The 16,065-nt window shown below is 67.2% G+C and carries 17 protein-coding genes; 3 read left to right on the top strand and 14 right to left on the bottom strand.

Going from position 1 to position 16,065, the window contains the following annotated elements; genetic code table 11:
* Positions 1–119 precede the first annotated feature (119 nt).
* From pufQ to C8N38_RS16595, 8 genes are all read right to left on the bottom strand, one after another.
* Positions 120–341, bottom strand: coding sequence for a cytochrome PufQ (gene pufQ, locus C8N38_RS16625; RefSeq protein WP_075783880.1), 222 nt, complete (start codon positions 339–341; stop codon positions 120–122).
* Entirely contained in the window at positions 338–1,822 is a 1,485-nt protein-coding gene (gene bchZ, locus C8N38_RS16620) for a chlorophyllide a reductase subunit Z (RefSeq protein WP_108028274.1), read from the bottom strand. The genes pufQ and bchZ overlap by 4 nt, the downstream gene beginning before the upstream one ends.
* The gene (gene bchY / locus C8N38_RS16615) at positions 1,822–3,402 is read right to left on the bottom strand and encodes a chlorophyllide a reductase subunit Y (protein WP_108028273.1); all 1,581 of its coding nucleotides are present in this window, start codon (positions 3,400–3,402) and stop codon (positions 1,822–1,824) included. Before bchY ends, bchZ begins: the two co-directional genes overlap by 1 nt.
* Complete coding sequence (locus C8N38_RS21445) at positions 3,399–3,557, bottom strand: hypothetical protein (protein WP_158272373.1); 159 nt, start codon at positions 3,555–3,557, stop codon at positions 3,399–3,401. Before C8N38_RS21445 ends, bchY begins: the two co-directional genes overlap by 4 nt.
* On the bottom strand, positions 3,544–4,545 hold the full coding sequence (locus C8N38_RS16610) for a chlorophyllide a reductase iron protein subunit X (RefSeq protein WP_108028272.1): 1,002 nt from the start codon (positions 4,543–4,545) through the stop codon (positions 3,544–3,546). Before C8N38_RS16610 ends, C8N38_RS21445 begins: the two co-directional genes overlap by 14 nt.
* Positions 4,535–5,482 carry a chlorophyll synthesis pathway protein BchC gene (gene bchC, locus C8N38_RS16605; protein WP_108028271.1) on the bottom strand — a complete coding sequence of 316 codons (948 nt, stop codon included), beginning with the start codon at positions 5,480–5,482 and terminating at the stop codon, positions 4,535–4,537. Before bchC ends, C8N38_RS16610 begins: the two co-directional genes overlap by 11 nt.
* Positions 5,483–5,602: 120 nt before the next feature.
* Positions 5,603–6,748, bottom strand: coding sequence for a methyltransferase (locus C8N38_RS16600; RefSeq protein ID WP_108028270.1), 1,146 nt, complete (start codon positions 6,746–6,748; stop codon positions 5,603–5,605).
* On the bottom strand, positions 6,745–7,614 hold the full coding sequence (locus C8N38_RS16595) for a polyprenyl synthetase family protein (RefSeq protein ID WP_108028269.1): 870 nt from the start codon (positions 7,612–7,614) through the stop codon (positions 6,745–6,747). The genes C8N38_RS16600 and C8N38_RS16595 overlap by 4 nt, the downstream gene beginning before the upstream one ends.
* 127 nt (positions 7,615–7,741) lie before the next feature.
* Here C8N38_RS16595 and crtD point away from each other — a divergent pair, with 127 nt between their 5' ends.
* Complete coding sequence (gene crtD, locus C8N38_RS16590) at positions 7,742–9,277, top strand: 1-hydroxycarotenoid 3,4-desaturase CrtD (RefSeq protein WP_108028268.1); 1,536 nt, start codon at positions 7,742–7,744, stop codon at positions 9,275–9,277.
* Positions 9,274–10,149, top strand: a complete 876-nt coding sequence (gene crtC, locus C8N38_RS16585) for a carotenoid 1,2-hydratase (RefSeq protein WP_108028334.1) — start codon at positions 9,274–9,276, stop codon at positions 10,147–10,149. Before crtD ends, crtC begins: the two co-directional genes overlap by 4 nt.
* A 54-nt stretch (positions 10,150–10,203) precedes the next feature.
* On the opposite strand, the gene C8N38_RS16580 is transcribed toward crtC, so the two are convergent.
* The 6 genes from C8N38_RS16580 to C8N38_RS16555 all read right to left on the bottom strand — a co-directional run bounded on the left by C8N38_RS16580 (position 10,204) and on the right by C8N38_RS16555 (position 14,472).
* Positions 10,204–10,386 (bottom strand): Trm112 family protein, encoded by a 183-nt coding sequence (locus tag C8N38_RS16580; protein ID WP_215731169.1) that lies wholly within the window; start codon positions 10,384–10,386, stop codon positions 10,204–10,206.
* Entirely contained in the window at positions 10,383–11,027 is a 645-nt protein-coding gene (locus C8N38_RS16575) for an LON peptidase substrate-binding domain-containing protein (protein ID WP_170120334.1), read from the bottom strand. The genes C8N38_RS16580 and C8N38_RS16575 overlap by 4 nt, the downstream gene beginning before the upstream one ends.
* A 27-nt stretch (positions 11,028–11,054) precedes the next feature.
* Positions 11,055–11,969: a thioredoxin gene (gene trxA, locus C8N38_RS16570; RefSeq protein ID WP_108028266.1), complete on the bottom strand. Its 915-nt coding sequence runs from the start codon at positions 11,967–11,969 to the stop codon at positions 11,055–11,057.
* A 73-nt stretch (positions 11,970–12,042) separates the two neighbouring features.
* Entirely contained in the window at positions 12,043–12,831 is a 789-nt protein-coding gene (locus tag C8N38_RS16565; RefSeq protein ID WP_108028265.1) for an exodeoxyribonuclease III, read from the bottom strand.
* Positions 12,832–12,923: 92 nt separating this feature from the next.
* The gene (locus tag C8N38_RS16560; RefSeq protein WP_146176302.1) at positions 12,924–13,589 is read right to left on the bottom strand and encodes an invasion associated locus B family protein; all 666 of its coding nucleotides are present in this window, start codon (positions 13,587–13,589) and stop codon (positions 12,924–12,926) included.
* A 196-nt stretch (positions 13,590–13,785) separates the two neighbouring features.
* Positions 13,786–14,472: a response regulator transcription factor gene (locus C8N38_RS16555; protein WP_108028263.1), complete on the bottom strand. Its 687-nt coding sequence runs from the start codon at positions 14,470–14,472 to the stop codon at positions 13,786–13,788.
* Positions 14,473–14,626: 154 nt separating this feature from the next.
* On the opposite strand from C8N38_RS16555, the gene ribA reads away from it, so the two are divergent.
* Positions 14,627–15,706: a GTP cyclohydrolase II gene (gene ribA / locus C8N38_RS16550; protein ID WP_108028262.1), complete on the top strand. Its 1,080-nt coding sequence runs from the start codon at positions 14,627–14,629 to the stop codon at positions 15,704–15,706.
* Positions 15,707–16,065 lie beyond the last annotated feature (359 nt).

The following is a 16,065-nucleotide window of genomic DNA, read 5'->3' as shown; positions in this document are numbered from 1 at the left end:
CTTTCCTCCGGATCGTCAGACTGATGCCGCGCACCCCGGCGGCCGGGTCCCGACAAGGTTTTATCCCTGCCAGCTATTCGCCCAACCGGGGGGTGGGCGAATTTCGGAACTCCACCTTTTCAGGCAGAGAAAATCATGGGGGTGATGATCCGCGCCTGGCTCCAGGCACGGGCGATCGGCCCCTTGGTCTTCAGGTCGCCCTGCCGGACCATCGCCAGGAAGGAGGCGATGAAGGCCAGCGGCAGCGCGGCGATGAAGATAATTGCGAAATAGACCATGAACTCCGCTTTCGGCGGGCGATGGGCACGTACCAGGTGGACGTCGGAAGTCTGGTCAGTCATTTCGACTCTCCTTTCGAAGAAGGGCGGGCGAAGCCGGCGGGCGCAAGCGCCTCGACGGTCTCGAGAACAACGCGCTCGGCCCCTTGCTCAAGCGCGGCCTTCTCGGCGGCGTCGCGCAGGGATTTCGCGGCAGAGATGCGGGTCAGCACCGGGTGCTCGGCCACGATACGGTCGAGCAGCGCCTGGGCATCCTGGTCCCAGGGGAAGTCGCGGCGAAGCCGGGTAGGCGTTGCGGAGGCCGAGTCCATCTCGGTCCCGAGCGGAAGGATATGGAAGAGCGCGTCGAACAAGGAATTGCACACTTCCTGAACCAGATACGTCGCACCGGCGTACCCCATAAAGGGGGTGCCCGTCGCGCGCCGGATCGCCGCACCGGGGAACCCGGCGGGGATGAAGGCGGGCTTGGGGCCGTGACCGGCGGACAGCTCGGCAAGATAGATCTTTTCGTTGATCGAGCCGAAGACGACCAGCGGCCGTTTCTGCCCCATCAGCGCGCGAACCTCGGCATTGTTGGTCTTTGCGCCGCGTTTGCGGGCCACTGCAAAGGCGCAGGGCAGGCCCAGATCGGCCTCGAGGAAGTGCCGGACGCCGCGCGCATATGTCTCGTTCGCGACGATGGCGAAGCTGGCCGTCGCAAAGAAGTCCTGCGTGACAGACCGCCACAGGTCCCAGACCGGCTTGATCGTCGAGTGCTTTTCGCGCGCGATGAAGGGCTCGGGGTCGAGCCCCAGCATCTCGCCCAGCTTGCGCAGGAACTTCGTCGTCGAATCGATTCCGATGGGCGCCTGCAGATAGGGCTTGCCCAGAACCTCGGCGAGACCCCGGCCGAACTCGCGATACATCACGATGTTGGCGTCGGCATTCACCAGGTTGCGCATCTCGGCCACATGGGCGCCCAGCGGCATCACCATGTTGACCTCGGCACCGATGCCTTCGACCAGACGCCGGATCTCGGCCAGGTCCGAGGGCATGTTGAAGACGCCGTACATCGGCCCGAGGATGTTCACGCGGGGCTTGGCCCCTTCTTCGCGCGGCTTCTCGGGCGGCATCCGGCCCTTGGTCATGCCGAATTCGGTGAAGATCCAGGTCATCGCCCGGTCCGCCGCTTCCCATTGATCCTCGTCGATGGTGCGCGGCAGGAAGCGCTGGATATTGGTGCCCTGGGGCGTGACGCCGCCGCCGATCATCTCGGCGATGGACCCGGTGACGACCACCGCGGGAAGCGCGGGATCAAGCGTGCCCCAGGCGCGTTTCATCGCGCCCTCGGTGCCCTCGCGGCCCAGCTCTTCCTCACCCAGACCGGTGACGACGATGGGCAGCTCATGCGGGGGGAGCGCGTCGGTATAGTGAAGGACGGAGGTGACCGGCAGATTCTCGCAGCCGACCGGCCCGTCGATCACCACTTGCAGGCCCTTGGTGGCACAGAACGCATAGACTGCGCCCCAGTACCCCCCTGCCCTGTCGTGATCCAAGACCAGCATCAGATCATCTCCTGCGCCTTCTCGGCGCGACGTTTCTTGTCCAGTTTCTTCTGATGGAGAGCGCGGAATTCTGGGTGGAGATTCGGATCTCCTTCCCACACCCCCGCAGTGTCTCCCTCGCCGACACCTTCGAAGAATTCCTTCATCGACGCCATGCGTCCCTTGTTCGCAATGGCCGCGTTTACCACTTGCGCAAGGCTGCCCGCGCCCGCCGGACCCATCAGCGGACGGGCCGAGATGAGATTCGTGAAGTAGAGCGACGGAATGCCCAGCTCTTTGGCATGCTGCACCACGGGCGTGGTGCCGACGGCCAGGTCGGGTTTGATCGCGTCGACCGCCGCCTTGTCGTCTTCCAGAGAGGCCCGGAACACGACCTTGACGCCCTTCGATTCGAGCCAGTACCGGTCGGCTTCGGATTGCTTCGTTTTGGGGCAAGCCGTTCCGACATAAGGAATATTCGCGCCAGACTCGATCAGCAGACGGGCCACCAGCAGCTCCGAGCCCTCATAGCCCGACAGCGTGATCGTGCCCTTGACCGGGGCACCGGCCAGCGCGCCACGGATGGCGGGCAGGAACATGTTCTGGGCCTTGGCGACCGTGTCGGCGGGCAGCCCGAAGGCGTCGCCGATATTGGCCAGCCAGGCGGCTGTGCCATCATGTCCCACCGGGGCCGACCCAACTATCGGGCGACCTGCCGCGTCGAATTCACGCATGGCGGCAGTATAGAACGGATGGATCGCCGCCACCGCGCCGCAGTCGAGCGCGGCGTAAAGCTCGCGCCATTCGCGGGCCGGGACGACCGGGCCACAAGCCAGCCCCAGCGGGTCGAGCATCTGCCCGATCACGATGGGATCGGCCGGGAACATCTCGCCCAGAAGGGTCACGGTCGGACGATCCGAGACGCCGCCTTCGGGGGCAGCAACGGGACCGGCCTCGATTTCCTTGCGGGCGTAGTTCAGCATCGCGCCCGCTAGAACGTCCTTGGCCTCGGCATGGGTCGGCACGCCGAATCCCGGCACGTCGATGCCGACGATTCGCACGCCGTTGATCTCGTCGGGCAGCAGCCGCAGCGGCACGCCCGAGGCGGTCGGCACGCAAAGGTTGGTCACCACCACCGCGTCATAGCGGTCGGGGTCGGCCAGTTCATGCACCGCGTCGCGGATATCCTCGAACAGCTTGCCGGTGACGAGCGTCTCCGAGCTGAACGGCACATAGCCGATGGACCGCCGCGCCCCGTAGAAATGGGACACGAAGGACAGCCCGTAGACGCAGCAGGCCGAGCCCGACAGCACGGTCGCCACACGGCGCATCCGAAGCCCCACCCGGAGGCTGCCGAAGGCCGGGCACATGCTTTGCGGCCGGTCATGCGGGCCTTGCGGGTAGTCCTTTGCATATTGGTCGAGGATGTCCGAGGCGCCCGCCGCGCGGGCCGCCTTCTCCATCTCGGCCGCTCCGGCATGGCACCCCATGCCGTCGCCCAGACGAGGGTCGGCGCCTTCAGGAGCGTTTCCGGGCTCCCGGGGCGTGCCCTCGATCACCTCTGCGGTGTGGGCCTCGTCATATCTGACCTCTTCGGTCATGCGTCCTCCAGTTCGCGCGAGGGCGCGGCCGCCTCGACGGCCGGCGCCTCCTGGACTTCTGCGATTTCCGCGGGTTCATGGTCCTCGTAGTGATGCGAGAGGGCCTCAAGCACGTTGTCCCAGCGGGACATCTGGTTGAGATCAAACATCGTCATAGACCACTTCGAGAGATTTCTTGGGCTTGGCGTTCTTGCCGCGCATGTCGGCATCGGTCGCCGGTTGTAGCTCGAAATCGGCGCCCACATCCTCGGGCGCGAACAGCCCCAGCAGACCGTCATTGGTCAGCGGCGCCGGACGGATCGGCGGCGCCTCGGCCACGGCCGAGGCAAGCCCCGCGAAGAGTTCGCCCCAGGGGCCGTCATGGGTGCCGACGATCTGGTAGTTGGCCGATTTCCGGCGCAGCTCCTCGTCCTGCGGGATCGCCGCCAGAACCGGAATGTCCACCGCCTTGGCAAAGGCCTGCGCCTCGCCGGTGCCGTCATCCTTGTTGATGACCAGCCCCGCGACGCCCACGTTGCCGCCGAGCTTGCGGAAATATTCCACCGCCGAGCAGACGTTGTTGGCGACGTACAGCGATTGCAGGTCGTTCGACCCGACCAGAATCACCTTCTGGGCCATGTCGCGGGCGATCGGCAGGCCGAAGCCACCGCAGACCACGTCGCCCAGAAAGTCGAGCAGCACATAGTCGAAATCCCAGTCATGAAAGCCCAGCTTTTCCAGCAGCTCGAAGCCGTGGATGATGCCCCGCCCGCCGCAGCCGCGACCGACCTCGGGTCCGCCCAGTTCCATCGCGAAGACGCCGTTGCGCTTGAAGCAGACATCGCCGATGGCGACCTCTTCGCCCGCGAGCTTCTTCTTGGTCGAGGTCTCGATGATGGTCGGACAGGCCTTGCCGCCGAACAGCAGCGACGTGGTGTCCGATTTCGGGTCGCAGCCGATCAACAGGACGCGCTTGCCCATTTCGGCCATCATGTTCGAGAGGTTCGCCAGCGTGAAGGACTTGCCGATGCCGCCCTTGCCGTAGATCGCGATGATCTGCGTCTTCTTGGTCGGCTCGGTGACGGGGATTTCGTCCAGCGGCTCGTTGGCTTCGTCACGCAGGCGCTGGTCGATGTCTTTGATATTCGGGACGTCAAGCGTCATGAACGGCTCCCCAGTTCAGGATCATTTTCAGACAGGCAGGATCGTTGAAGGCGGTTTCGTAGGCTTCTGCGGCCTTTTCCGCCGGGACGCTGTGGGTAATCAGTTCCCCCAGCGACAACGCGCCCGATTCCACGAGCTGGCGCGTTGCAATCAGGTCCTCGCGTTCCCATTCGGCGGCGATGCGCAGCCGGGCCTCCTTCATGAAGGCAGGCGGGAAGGCGAAGGAAATCGGGTCGGTATAGAACCCGGCCAGAACCACCTCGCCGCCCTTGGCGATGCGGGTGATCAGCATATCGAGCAGCGAGCCGACGCCCGAGGCATCGTAGATCGTGCGATAGTCGCGGCGCGGGTCGTTATCGGGGTGCAGCACCTCGTAACCCATGGCACCGCCCTGCCGGTCGGGATTGATTTCCCAGACGGTGGGCGCGGGGGCGCCGGCGGCGATGGTCAGCCGCGCCAGCAGGCGGCCGAGGACGCCATGGCCGACGATCAGTTCGGGCATCTTCTTGTCGACACCGGCCAGCGCATGGCGCGCGGTCGCGGCCAGCGCCAGCAACGCGCCTTCCGGCCCGAGGCCGGGGTCGATCCGGGTCACGCGGCTGGCATCGGTGACCAGCCGCCGGGCCGAGCCGCCGAACAGGCCGCGCGCGCCTTCATAGCAGTTGGCGCCGGGGACGAAGATGTGTTCGCCCACCTTGAAGTTGGTCTCGGACCCGGCCTCGATCACTTCGCCCGCGGCCTCGTAGCCCGGGACCAGCGGATAGCCCATCCCCGGAAAGGGGGGCATGTTGCCGGTATAGAAGAGCTTCTCGGTGCCGGTGGAAATGCCGGAATGGGAAATCTCCACCACCAGGTCCTTCGGTCCGGGCGCCGTCAGGCCGAGTTTCCCGAGGCCGATTTCCCGGGGCCCCCGGAGGATGACCGCCGTCGTCTCCATGGACATTTCCCTTCCTGACGCTTGCCCGCTTGGGCGGGACTCACTCATTGGTGATTGGCTCTTGTCAGTTTATTTAGACAGGCCCAAGTGTCAACTTTTTTAGACAGCTTGGGCCGAGCATTATGTCGCCCCGGGCTTTCGGCCCACCACAACCGACGTGACATAGGACCGGTGGGTCCGGGGCATCTCAACCCCTTGGAATCCGGCCTCTTTCATCATTTCCGCCAGGCGCTCCGGGGACCGCGCGCGGCCGGTTCCCATCGCCATGCAGTAGAATGCGAAATATGCGTCGCCCGACCGATTGGGATGCGCGCCGCCCGCCATCGGCTCGGAAACGACCAACCGGCCGCCCGGCGGAAGGGCGTCGAGGATCTTGCGCATCAGCGCCATGACCGTCTCGTCGGCATGGTCGTAGCAGACCCGGACCAGCGACACCGCGTCGGCGCCCTCGGGCAGCGGATCGTCGCGGAAGCTGCCGCCCCGCACCGTCACGCGGTCGGCCATGCCCAGCGCTCGGAACCGCTCTTCGGCGGCCGGCACCACGGCGGGCAGGTCGAACAGCGTCATCTTCAGATCGGGACAGGCCGCCCCCACCGCCGCCAGAAAGGCGCCGGTGCCGCCGCCCACATCCATCAGCCGGGTGACCCCGTCGAACCGGATCGCGCGCAGGGTTTCTTCGGCGACCAGCGCCTGGCTGTCGGCCATGAGCTTCGAATAGCGCTGGGCGGTTTCGGGGTTTTCCGCAGCCCCGGCCCCGAAGACATAGGGCCAGAATCGCGCCAGTTCGGTCTCTTTCTCGCCGCGCAGCACCGCAAGCGGGTCCTGCATGTCGCGATAGAAGACGTCGTGATGGCGGATCATGTCGACCACGCCCGGCGCGCCCATCAGCGCGGCGCCCAGCGCCGACAGCTGATAGCCGGGCGCCACCCGGTCGAACAGCCCAAGCGCGGCGCCCGCCTGCATCAGCGCCTCCATCCGGTCCACCGGAATCGCCGCGCGATGGGCCAGCGCCGCAAGGCTTTGCGCTTCGTCGCAGGTGGCCTCCAGCAGATCAAGCTCGACCACGGCCCACAGAACCTGGCTGTAGACGAAGCCCGAGACCAGATCGAACATCCGCTCGCCCTCGCGGCGGACATGGCCCCGTGTCAACGGAAAGCGGCTGGCCCAGCTCTGAAAACCGCGGTGCGCGATCTTGCGATTGCGCCAGCGACGCCAGCTGAACCCGCTTGGCCGCGCGGGTCCGGTCCCCGAAACGGTGTCGGTCATTCTGCGGGCAGACGCGCGGGTTCGGGGATCAGCCGTTCGGCCATGTGGCGCACCATCTGCGCCAGATCGGCCTCGCCCGGACAGGAGGGAATCGAGGCGATGGCGCCCGAAAGGATGTCCCGGAACCGCTGCACCGCGCCCTCGACGCCCAGCTCGGTCACGGCGCTGGGGCGGCCATGGGCCTCGTCCTGACCGGCGGGCTTGCCCATCTCGTCGGCATCGAGCAGCGCGTCCTTCAGATCGTCGGCCACCTGGAAAGCCTCGCCGATGCGGTCGCCCAGCTCTTCCCAGGGCTCGGCCGGCTGGCCTGCCGCCACCGCGCCCATGCTGGTCGCGGCGATGAACAGCGCCCCGGTCTTGGCCCGGTGATAGGCGGAAAGATCGATCTGATCCTCGCTTTCCCAGCCCTGCCCCGCGCAGATGCCATAGGGCATGCCGGTGCGCTGGCCGAGGATGCGGATCAGTTCGACCGCGCGGGCACAGTCGTGGTGGGCAGCGCGCGCGATCACCTCGAAGCCCGCCACGATCAGGCTGTCGCCGGTCAAAAGCGCCAGCGGCTGGCCATAGGCCTTGTGCAGCGCCGGCTTGCCGCGACGGATGTCGGCATCGTCGAAACAGGGCATGTCGTCATGCACGAGGCTCGCGCAATGGATCAGCTCGATCGAGATCGCGGCAGCATCGGCCAGCGCCGGGCGGTCGTCGCCGCAGGCGCGCGCCACATTGAGGCAGATCGTCGGACGAATGCGGGCGCCGCCGGGCGTCAGGGCATATTCGAAGGCCGATGCCAGTTTGCCGGGCGCGGCCCCTGCCTGCCCCTCGGCAATCGCCTGCCGCATCGCAGCCTCGATTCGCGCCGAAATGTCCATGAACGGCTCTCCAATGCTTGGTCCGCCACCCCTCCACGCAGCTGTCAGGACGGCGAGACATTCACGATTGTAAATCAGGGTGGACAGTCTATGGTCCCGAGTCAACATTCCTTGAGGTGGATCAAAAATGGCCGGATCTGCGGGAAAAGTCGTCGTGATCGGGGCGGGGATGGGCGGGCTTTCAGCCGCGATCCGGCTGGCCCATGGCGGGTATGAGGTCGAGGTCGTCGACCGCGCGCCGGTGCCTGGCGGCAAGATGCGCACCTTCGCCAGCGACGCGGGTCCGGTCGACGCCGGCCCCACGGTGATGACCCTGCGCCCGGTCTTCGAGGAACTCTTCGACAGCGTCGGCGCGCGGCTGTCCGACTACGTCACGCTGCACCGCGAAGAGGTGTTGGCGCGGCACTGGTGGCCCGACGGCTCGACGCTCGATCTTTTCGCCTCGCGCGAGCAAAGCGCCGATGCGGTGGGCCGGTTCGCCGGTGCGCGGGCGGAAAAGGAGTTCCGCGCCTTCTGCCGCCGGTCCGAGCGGCTTTACAACGCCTTCGACGCGCCGATGATGCGTGCGGCCGAACCCTCGCAAGGCGCGCTGACCCGGCATGTGCTGACCCATCCCTGGCTGGCGCTCGACATGGCGCCGCAGCGCAGCCTCGCACAGGCGCTGGGCAAGGCGTTTTCCGACCGGCGGCTGGCCCAGCTCTTCGGGCGCTACGCGACCTATGTCGGCGGCTCGCCGTTCCAGTCGCCCGCGCTGCTGTCGCTGATCTGGCATGCCGAGGAACAGGGCGTCTGGCGGGTCGAGGGCGGCATGCACCGTCTGGCCCGCGCGCTGGAACAGCTGGCCCATGACAAGGGCGTGCGCTTCACCTTCGGCAGCCGCGCCACCCGGATCGAGATCCAGCAGGGCGCGGCGGCGGCGGTGCATCTGGACAGCGGCGCCCGCCTTCCGGCCGATGTGGTGGTCTTCAACGGCGATCCGGCGGCGCTCGCGGCCGGACTGCTGGGCGAGGGCCTGCGCGAGACCGTGGCCCCCGACGCGGTCCGCCCGCGCAGCCTATCGGCCTATGTGTGGTCCTATGCCGCGGAACCGCACGGCCCCGAGATGGTTCACCACAACGTCTTCTTCTGCGACGACGCGCATGCCGAATTCGATCCTATCGCCCGGGGCGAGATGCCCGAGGACCCGACGCTTTACATCTGCGCCCAGGACCGCGGCACCGGCCGCAACCCCGAGGGGCTCGAACGGTTCGAGATCATCATGAACGGCCCGCCCGCGGCAGACGGGACGGACCCGACCGACGAGGAGAAAGAGACGTGCCGGACACGCACCTTCCAGACACTGGCCCGCTTCGGGCTGACCTTCGACCCGAGGCCGGGGGTCCAGGCGCTGACGACGCCGCGCCAGTTCGCGAAGCTGTTTCCGGCCTCGGACGGTTCCCTTTACGGGCGGAGCCCGCACGGGTTGACGGCCGCGCTGAAGCGGCCGACGGCGCGGACCAGGGTCGCGGGGCTCTATCTGGCGGGGGGAGGGACGCATCCCGGCGCGGGCATCCCGATGGCAACCCTCTCCGGACGGCACGCGGCCGAGGCGATCTTGACGGACCGTGCTTCGCCCTCGACGTCCCCGCAAACGGCTATGCGTGGTGGTATGTCGACGGCCTGAGCCATGACGGCGAGCGGTCGATCTCGATCATCTCGTTCATCGGCTCGGTCTTCTCGCCGTGGTACCGCTGGTCGGGCCGGAAAAGCCCGGAAAACCATTGCTGCATCAACGTCGCGACCTACGGGCCGGGCGGGCGCTGGACCATGACCGACCGGGGCCGCGCGGCCCTGCACCAGACGAAGAACACGTTCCAGGTGGGGCCGTCCAAGCTGACCTGGGCCGGCGGCAAGCTCATCTTCGACATCGACGAGATGACCTGGCCGCATCTGGGCCGGCTCAAGGGTCGGGTGACGGTCACACCCTCGGCCGTGACCGGGGTCGAACTGCCGCTCAAGGCCGATGGCAGCCATGTCTGGCGGCCCTTCGCGCCGTCCTCCGAGATCGAGGTGGACCTGAACCAGCCGGGCTGGCAATGGACCGGGCACGGCTATTTCGACGCGAATTTCGGCACAGCGGCGCTCGAGGACGATTTCAGCTACTGGACCTGGGGCCGCTTCCCGACCAAGGCGAACGGGGCCTGGTGCTTCTACGACGCCTCGGTCCGGGACGGCTCGGAGCTGGCGGTCGGCGTGCATTTCGACGCGGATGGCCGGGCAGAAGTGGTGGAGGCCCCGCCGCGCACACGGTTTGCCAGGTCGAAATGGCTGGTCCGGCGCGAAACGCGGGCCGATCCCGGCTACACGCCCCGGCAGGTGCACGACATGCTGGATGCGCCCTTCTATTGCAGGTCGGCGATCCGCACGAAGGTGTTCGGCGAAGAGATGGTGGGCGTGCATGAGGCGCTCGATCTGGACCGTTTCGCCAGCCCGCTGATCAAGCCGATGCTGGCGGTCAAGGTCCCGCGAAAGCCTGGATGGCCCAGCCCGCGATAGGTCCCGGGCGCGATTTTTCGCAGAAAAATCGAGGCCGAGACCCGGCGTGGCCGCTCAGTCGAGCCGCCGCGCCTCGTCGACCAGCATGATCGGAATCCCGCCGCGGATCGGAAAGGCCAGTCCGGCCGACTTCGACACCAGCTCCTGGCGGTCCGCATCATAGGCCAGGGGTCCGTGGGTCACCGGGCAGACCAGGGATTCAAGCATCTTCCGGTCGGCTTGGGTCATGTCGTTCATTGCATCTTCTCCTCGTCGTTGCCGCTTCGTAAGGCAAATTCGATGAGAGTCACAAGGGTCTCGCGCCGCGTCGAAAGCGACGGCGCCTCCAGCAGTGCCTGCTTGTCCTCGGGCGCGAAGGGACAGAGCATCGACAGCGAACTGATCAGCAACTCGTCCTCGGCCTCGCGCAGGCTGTCCCAGTCGGTCGAAAGCCCGCGGCTGGCGAAGAACCGGCCGAGCAGCTTGAGAAAAGCCTCGCGGTCGAAGCCCGGATCGTCCTCTCCGGGGCCGAGATCGCGCCCGAACCCGTCCCAGGCGACATCGGCCCGGATATAGGGCGTGAACCCGGCCTGATCGCGGGTGATCCGGAACCGCGAAATCCCCGACAGGGTCAGCATGTAGCGCCCGTCCTCGGTCTCGGAAAAGGCGGTCACGCGGCCGGCGCAGCCGATCGCATGCAGCTTCCGCTCGTCCGAGCCGGGCACCTCGCGCGGCTGCACCATACCGATCAGCCGATGCGAGGTCTTCAGCGTATCGTCGAGCATCGCCAGATAGCGCGGCTCGAAAATATGCAGGGGGAGCCGCGCCCGAGGCAGCAAGAGCGCCCCAGGCAACGGGAAAACGGGAATGGTTTCGGGCAGGTCGACCGCTGAGAACATGCCCGAGAAGCTAGGCCGCGCCATCCGTCAGGCAAATATCATCGACGACAGTTTCCGGCGGCCTTTCAGGACGATGGGATCCTGCGGCTTCAGCGCTTCGAAGATGGTGAAAAGCTGGGCCTTCGCGGCACCGTCATTCCACTCGCGGTCGCGACGGAACAGTTCTAGCAACTCGTCCACCGCCGCCTCGACCTCGCCGCCGGCATGCAGCGCCTTGGCCAGTTCGAACCGCGCCTGATGGTTGTCGGGGTCGTGATCGACCGCCGCGCGCAGCTCGACCACCGGTCCGGCCTCGGCCGCCTGGCGCGCCAGCGCGACCTGGGCGCGTGCGGCTTCGATCTCGGGCGCGCGGGCGATCTCGGGCTGCACCGCCTCGAGGAACTGTTCGGCCTGGTCGATCTCGCCCAGCGCCAGATGCGCGCGGGCGAGCCCGGAATAGGCGGGCGCGTTCTTCGGGTCCTCGCCGAGGATCGCGGCGAAGGTCTGCGCGGCCTCGACCGCGGCCCCTTCGGCCAGAAGCTCTTCGGCCGCGGCGACCGCTTCGGCCAGCCCGCCATCGCCCGCGATCGCCGCCACCCGGTCGACAAAAGCCTGCACCTCGGACCCGGGCAGAGCGCCCTGGAAGCCGTCGACCGGCTGGCCCTGATAGAAGGCATAGACCGTCGGGATCGACTGGATGCGAAGCTGCGCCGCGATGGTCTGGTTGCGGTCCACATCGACCTTGGCCATCCGCACCTTGCCGCCGGCTTCGGTCACCGCCTTTTCCAGCATCGGCCCCAGCGTCTTGCAGGGGCCGCACCAGGTCGCCCAGAAATCGACGATCACCGGCACCTCATGCGAGGCGTCGATCACATCCGCCATGAAGGTCGCCTCGGTGACGTCCTTGATCAGGGCCTCCGGTGCCCCGTCCGTCCCCGCAGCCTTGCCACCCAGTTCCAGCATTGTCTCCGTCTCCGTCCGTCAGAGCGTTTCGCAATATATGAGGCGGTCCGCCGCAAAACCCAAGGGCGAAGACCTAGAGATCGAACCGCGCAAGGACCGGCACGTGATCCGAAGGCTGGTCCCAGCCCCGCACCGGGCGCAGGATGCGGCTGTCCTCGGCCGCGTCCGCGATATCGGGGGTCGCCCAGACATGGTCAAGCCGCCGCCCCTTGTCGGCCGCGTCCCAGTCGCGCGCCCGGTAGGACCACCAGGAATAAAGCTTGCCCTCGGGGATATGGGCGCGGGTCACGTCCACCCAGCCGCCCGCCTCCTGCGCCGCGGCCAGATGATCGACCTCTACGGGCGTGTGGCTGACGATCTTCAGAAGCTGCTTGTGCGACCAGACATCGTCTTCGCCCGGCGCGATGTTGAGATCGCCGACCAGGATCGACCGTTCCGGGCGGCTGGTCCGGAAGGCGTCCCGCATTTCGGTGAGAAAGTCGAGCTTCTGGCCGAATTTCTCGTTGACCGCGCGGTCGGGCACATCGCCGCCGGCGGGGACGTAGAAGTTGTGCAGGAGCACGCCGTTTTCCAGCCGCGCCGCGACATGGCGGGCCTGGCCGAGCCCGGCGAAATCGACCGAGCCCGCATCCTCGAGCGGCAGCTTCGACAGGATCGCGACGCCGTTATAGCCCTTCTGCCCGCGCGCCACGACATGGGTGTAGCCCAGCGGCGCGAAGACCTCGAGCGGCAGCTTATCGACCGGACACTTGCATTCCTGCAGACAAAGGATGTCGGGCGCCTGCTCTTCCATCAGACGGGCGACCAGCGGGGCACGCAGCCGCACCGAATTGATATTCCAGGTGGCAAGCGTGAAGGGCATCGGGGTCTCCTTGTCCGGACGGGCTTTGCGCGGCGGCGCGCCGGACGCGACCCTAGACGGCGCCGCCCCGGGGCTCAAGCCGAAGCCTGCGCCTAGTCAGGGTCGCCGTTCTCGATCAGGACATAGGCCGAGGCGCCGGGCAGATAGCGCTGATGGGCGCAGCCCGCCTCTGTGCAGAAATCGCGATGGAGCCGCAGGCCCTCGCGGCAGGAGACATAGCCGAAATCGACCGAGACCTCGGGATAGTCGGATCCGGGCAACAGCCGCTCGCGCACCGCCCCGGAGCCGATCTCGGCGCCGTCGCGGCCCAGCGCGCGGCATTCGCGGTTGGTCCGTGCCTGCAGGGTCTCGTCCAGCGCGCGCCGCATCGCCGCGGGATCCGGCCGCGCCGGATGCGGCGGCGGGCAGCCCGCCAGAGCGGAATCAAGCGCCTCGGCCGCGCCGCTCAGGCGGAAGTCGACCGGCGCGCCCTGATAGTCGTACAACACCAGCGTCGAGCCGCTGCGCATCGCGGTCAGGAACTCGGCATCGGGGCGGGCCAGCGCCAGGCCCGCCTGCCCGGTCCAGGCGATCAGGAAATGCCGCTCGCCGATCTTGGCCGGGCGTTCGAACGCGCCGTCGGGCAGGTCTGTCCCGTCGGCCAGCACCCCCATTACCGGCTGCCCCTCGGGCCCGCAGGCGACCGCCAGTTCGGAAGACCCCTCGAACCCGACCTGATAGGCGCTGGGCACCTGCCAGGACTGCCAGCCGGGAAGCACGGACCAGTAGCCGGGAATGTCGGTCGCGGCCTCCGCGGCCGGACCGATCTGGAGAAGGGCACATAGAATGCCGAAAAAACAGGTCCATTGCCCCGACATGGCGGAAGAATTGCGCAACCTGCGCGCGGCCACAAGACCAAAAGCCACCGCTCCGGATGCGAAAAGGGCGCCGACAGGCACGCCGACCGGCCGGTCCTTAGGCAACCAGGCGGTAGCCGCCGGATTCGGTCACCAGCAACCGGGCATTGGACGGATCGGGCTCGATCTTCTGGCGCAGCCGGTAGATATGGGTTTCCAGCGTATGCGTCGTCACCCCGGCATTATACCCCCAGACCTCGTGCAGCAGCACATCGCGCGCCACCACGCCCTCCGAGGCGCGGTAAAGGAACTTCAGGATATTGGTTTCCTTTTCGGTCAGGCGGATCTTGCGGTCGTCTTCGGTGATCAGCATCTTCATCGCGGGCTTGAAGGTATAGGGTCCCAGCTGGAACACCGCGTCCTCGGACTGTTCATGCTGACGCAGCTGCGCCCGGATGCGGGCCAGCAGCACCGGAAACTTGAAGGGTTTGGTCACATAGTCGTTCGCGCCCGAATCGAGCCCCAGAATGGTGTCGGCATCCGTGTCATGGCCGGTCAGCATCAGGATCGGGCATTTGACACCCTGCTTGCGCATCAGGCGGCACAATTCGCGCCCGTCGGTATCGGGCAGGCCCACATCGAGGATCACCAGATCGTAGATCGCCGCGCGGGCCTTCTCCATCGCCTCGACCCCGCTTCCGGCCTCGAAGACGTCGAAATCCTCGGTCATCACCAGTTGCTCGCTCAGCGCCTCGCGCAGGTCGGTCTCGTCGTCCACCAGAAGGATCTTTTTCAGAGTGCTCATCGGGTCCTCCGCAATCTCTTGGACTCAGATGTCGCCGCCTTCGGATGGCTCAAGATTTGCGACAGGGTTCTCACGCAAGCGTGTGGCCGGGAAGGGAATTGTTTCAAATCTCCCGGAACTGTGGCTTAACCCGCCCGAAGGAAAGGAATGGCTCATGCGTCTTGGCCCCGGCAGCACCGAACGACTGGCCCGCGCCCGCGGCGATCTGAGGATGGGGGTCCCGGTCGTGGTCGGGCCGCTGGTCGTCGTCGCGGCCGAGACCCTGACGCCCGATCGGCTGGAGGCGCTGCGCGCGCTCGGCGGCAGGCCGGTTCTGGCGATCACCGCGCGCCGGGCCGAAACGCTCAAGGCGCGGCCCTATGACGGCGATCTGGCCCGGCTGCTGCTGCCCGCCGGGGTCGGCACCGACTGGGTGCGCGCCGTGGCCGACCCGGCCGACGATCTCGACAAGCCGATGCTCGGCCCCTTCGCCTCGGCCCGGGGCGGCGAGGCCGAACCCCATCGCGCGGCGATCGCCCTGGCGAAATCGGCCCGGCTGCTGCCTGCGGTGCTGGCGGTCGAGGTGACGGCGCCCGACACGCTGGCCGGAGCCGAGGGGCTGACCCGCGTGACCCTCGGCGAGGCGGCGCTGGCCCGCGCCGAAGGCACCGAGCTGGCCGAGGTGGTCTCGGCCCGGGTGCCGCTCGAGGTGTCGAAGGCGGGGCGGCTGCATGTCTTCCGCCCGGCCGATGGCAGCGAGGAACATTACGCCGTGGAAATCGGCACCCCGCCCCGGACCGAACCGGTTCTGGCCCGGCTGCATTCGGCCTGTTTCACCGGCGATCTGCTGGGCAGTCTCAAATGCGATTGCGGCGCACAGCTCAGGACGGCGTTGGCGCAGATGGGTTCAGAAGGCGCGGGCGTGCTTCTGTACCTCAATCAGGAAGGACGCGGCATCGGGCTTGCCAACAAGATGCGGGCCTATTCGCTGCAGGATCAGGGCTTCGACACGGTCGAGGCCAATCACCGGCTGGGTTTCGAGGATGACGAGCGCGATTTCCGGATCGGCGCGGCGATCCTGCGCGAGATGGGATTTTCGGCGGTGCGCCTGATGACCAACAACCCGGCCAAGATCGAGATGATGCGCGCGCGCGGGATCGAGGTCACCGAACGCGTGCCCCTCAAGGTCGGTCACACGCCCGAGAATGCCCGCTATCTTGCCGTCAAGGCCGAGAAATCCGGCCACCTGATGTGACCTGAGCCCCGGGGCGGCCGCAAGGGCCCCCGGCTGGGTGAAGCCGCGCGGTCGTCCCCGTCACAGGAGAAAGGCCGCGAGAAGCGCCACTGCTGCGGAGCGCATCCGCCGGGCCCTGCCGGTATGCGCCTCGGGTGGCCGGATGCCCAAAAATCAAGCAAACCCGCCGCCACGGCCTGACAGGCCCCCGGACGCCGCAAAAGCGCCCTTGACCCTGCCGCTTTGCGCTTCGCTATATAGCAACACAACATATCGAATGGCTGGCCGTGTCGTCGGCAGGACGGGCCTCGCCCGAACCGGCGGGACAGGCGGCAGGAGAGCGAAGCACGATGACGCAGAAAGACCATGACGGAATGGGC

This window comes from Rhodovulum kholense (assembly GCF_003053725.1).
GTDB lineage: Bacteria > Pseudomonadota > Alphaproteobacteria > Rhodobacterales > Rhodobacteraceae > Rhodovulum > Rhodovulum kholense.
This window is presented reverse-complemented; position numbering and strand designations above follow the sequence as displayed.

What these genes read in the sequence shown, in the direction of transcription:
- pufQ (WP_075783880.1), bottom strand. Translation starts at nt 341, where the DNA reads ATGACTGACCAGACTTCCGACGTCCACCTGGTACGTGCCCATCGCCCG.
- bchZ (WP_108028274.1), bottom strand. Translation starts at nt 1,822, where the DNA reads ATGCTGGTCTTGGATCACGACAGGGCAGGGGGGTACTGGGGCGCAGTC.
- bchY (WP_108028273.1), bottom strand. Translation starts at nt 3,402, where the DNA reads ATGACCGAAGAGGTCAGATATGACGAGGCCCACACCGCAGAGGTGATC.
- C8N38_RS21445 (WP_158272373.1), bottom strand. Translation starts at nt 3,557, where the DNA reads ATGACGATGTTTGATCTCAACCAGATGTCCCGCTGGGACAACGTGCTT.
- C8N38_RS16610 (WP_108028272.1), bottom strand. Translation starts at nt 4,545, where the DNA reads ATGACGCTTGACGTCCCGAATATCAAAGACATCGACCAGCGCCTGCGT.
- bchC (WP_108028271.1), bottom strand. Translation starts at nt 5,482, where the DNA reads ATGGAGACGACGGCGGTCATCCTCCGGGGGCCCCGGGAAATCGGCCTC.
- C8N38_RS16600 (WP_108028270.1), bottom strand. Translation starts at nt 6,748, where the DNA reads ATGACCGACACCGTTTCGGGGACCGGACCCGCGCGGCCAAGCGGGTTC.
- C8N38_RS16595 (WP_108028269.1), bottom strand. Translation starts at nt 7,614, where the DNA reads ATGGACATTTCGGCGCGAATCGAGGCTGCGATGCGGCAGGCGATTGCC.
- crtD (WP_108028268.1), top strand. Translation starts at nt 7,742, where the DNA reads ATGGCCGGATCTGCGGGAAAAGTCGTCGTGATCGGGGCGGGGATGGGC.
- C8N38_RS16580 (WP_215731169.1), bottom strand. Translation starts at nt 10,386, where the DNA reads ATGAACGACATGACCCAAGCCGACCGGAAGATGCTTGAATCCCTGGTC.
- C8N38_RS16575 (WP_170120334.1), bottom strand. Translation starts at nt 11,027, where the DNA reads ATGTTCTCAGCGGTCGACCTGCCCGAAACCATTCCCGTTTTCCCGTTG.
- trxA (WP_108028266.1), bottom strand. Translation starts at nt 11,969, where the DNA reads ATGCTGGAACTGGGTGGCAAGGCTGCGGGGACGGACGGGGCACCGGAG.
- C8N38_RS16565 (WP_108028265.1), bottom strand. Translation starts at nt 12,831, where the DNA reads ATGCCCTTCACGCTTGCCACCTGGAATATCAATTCGGTGCGGCTGCGT.
- C8N38_RS16555 (WP_108028263.1), bottom strand. Translation starts at nt 14,472, where the DNA reads ATGAGCACTCTGAAAAAGATCCTTCTGGTGGACGACGAGACCGACCTG.
- ribA (WP_108028262.1), top strand. Translation starts at nt 14,627, where the DNA reads ATGCGTCTTGGCCCCGGCAGCACCGAACGACTGGCCCGCGCCCGCGGC.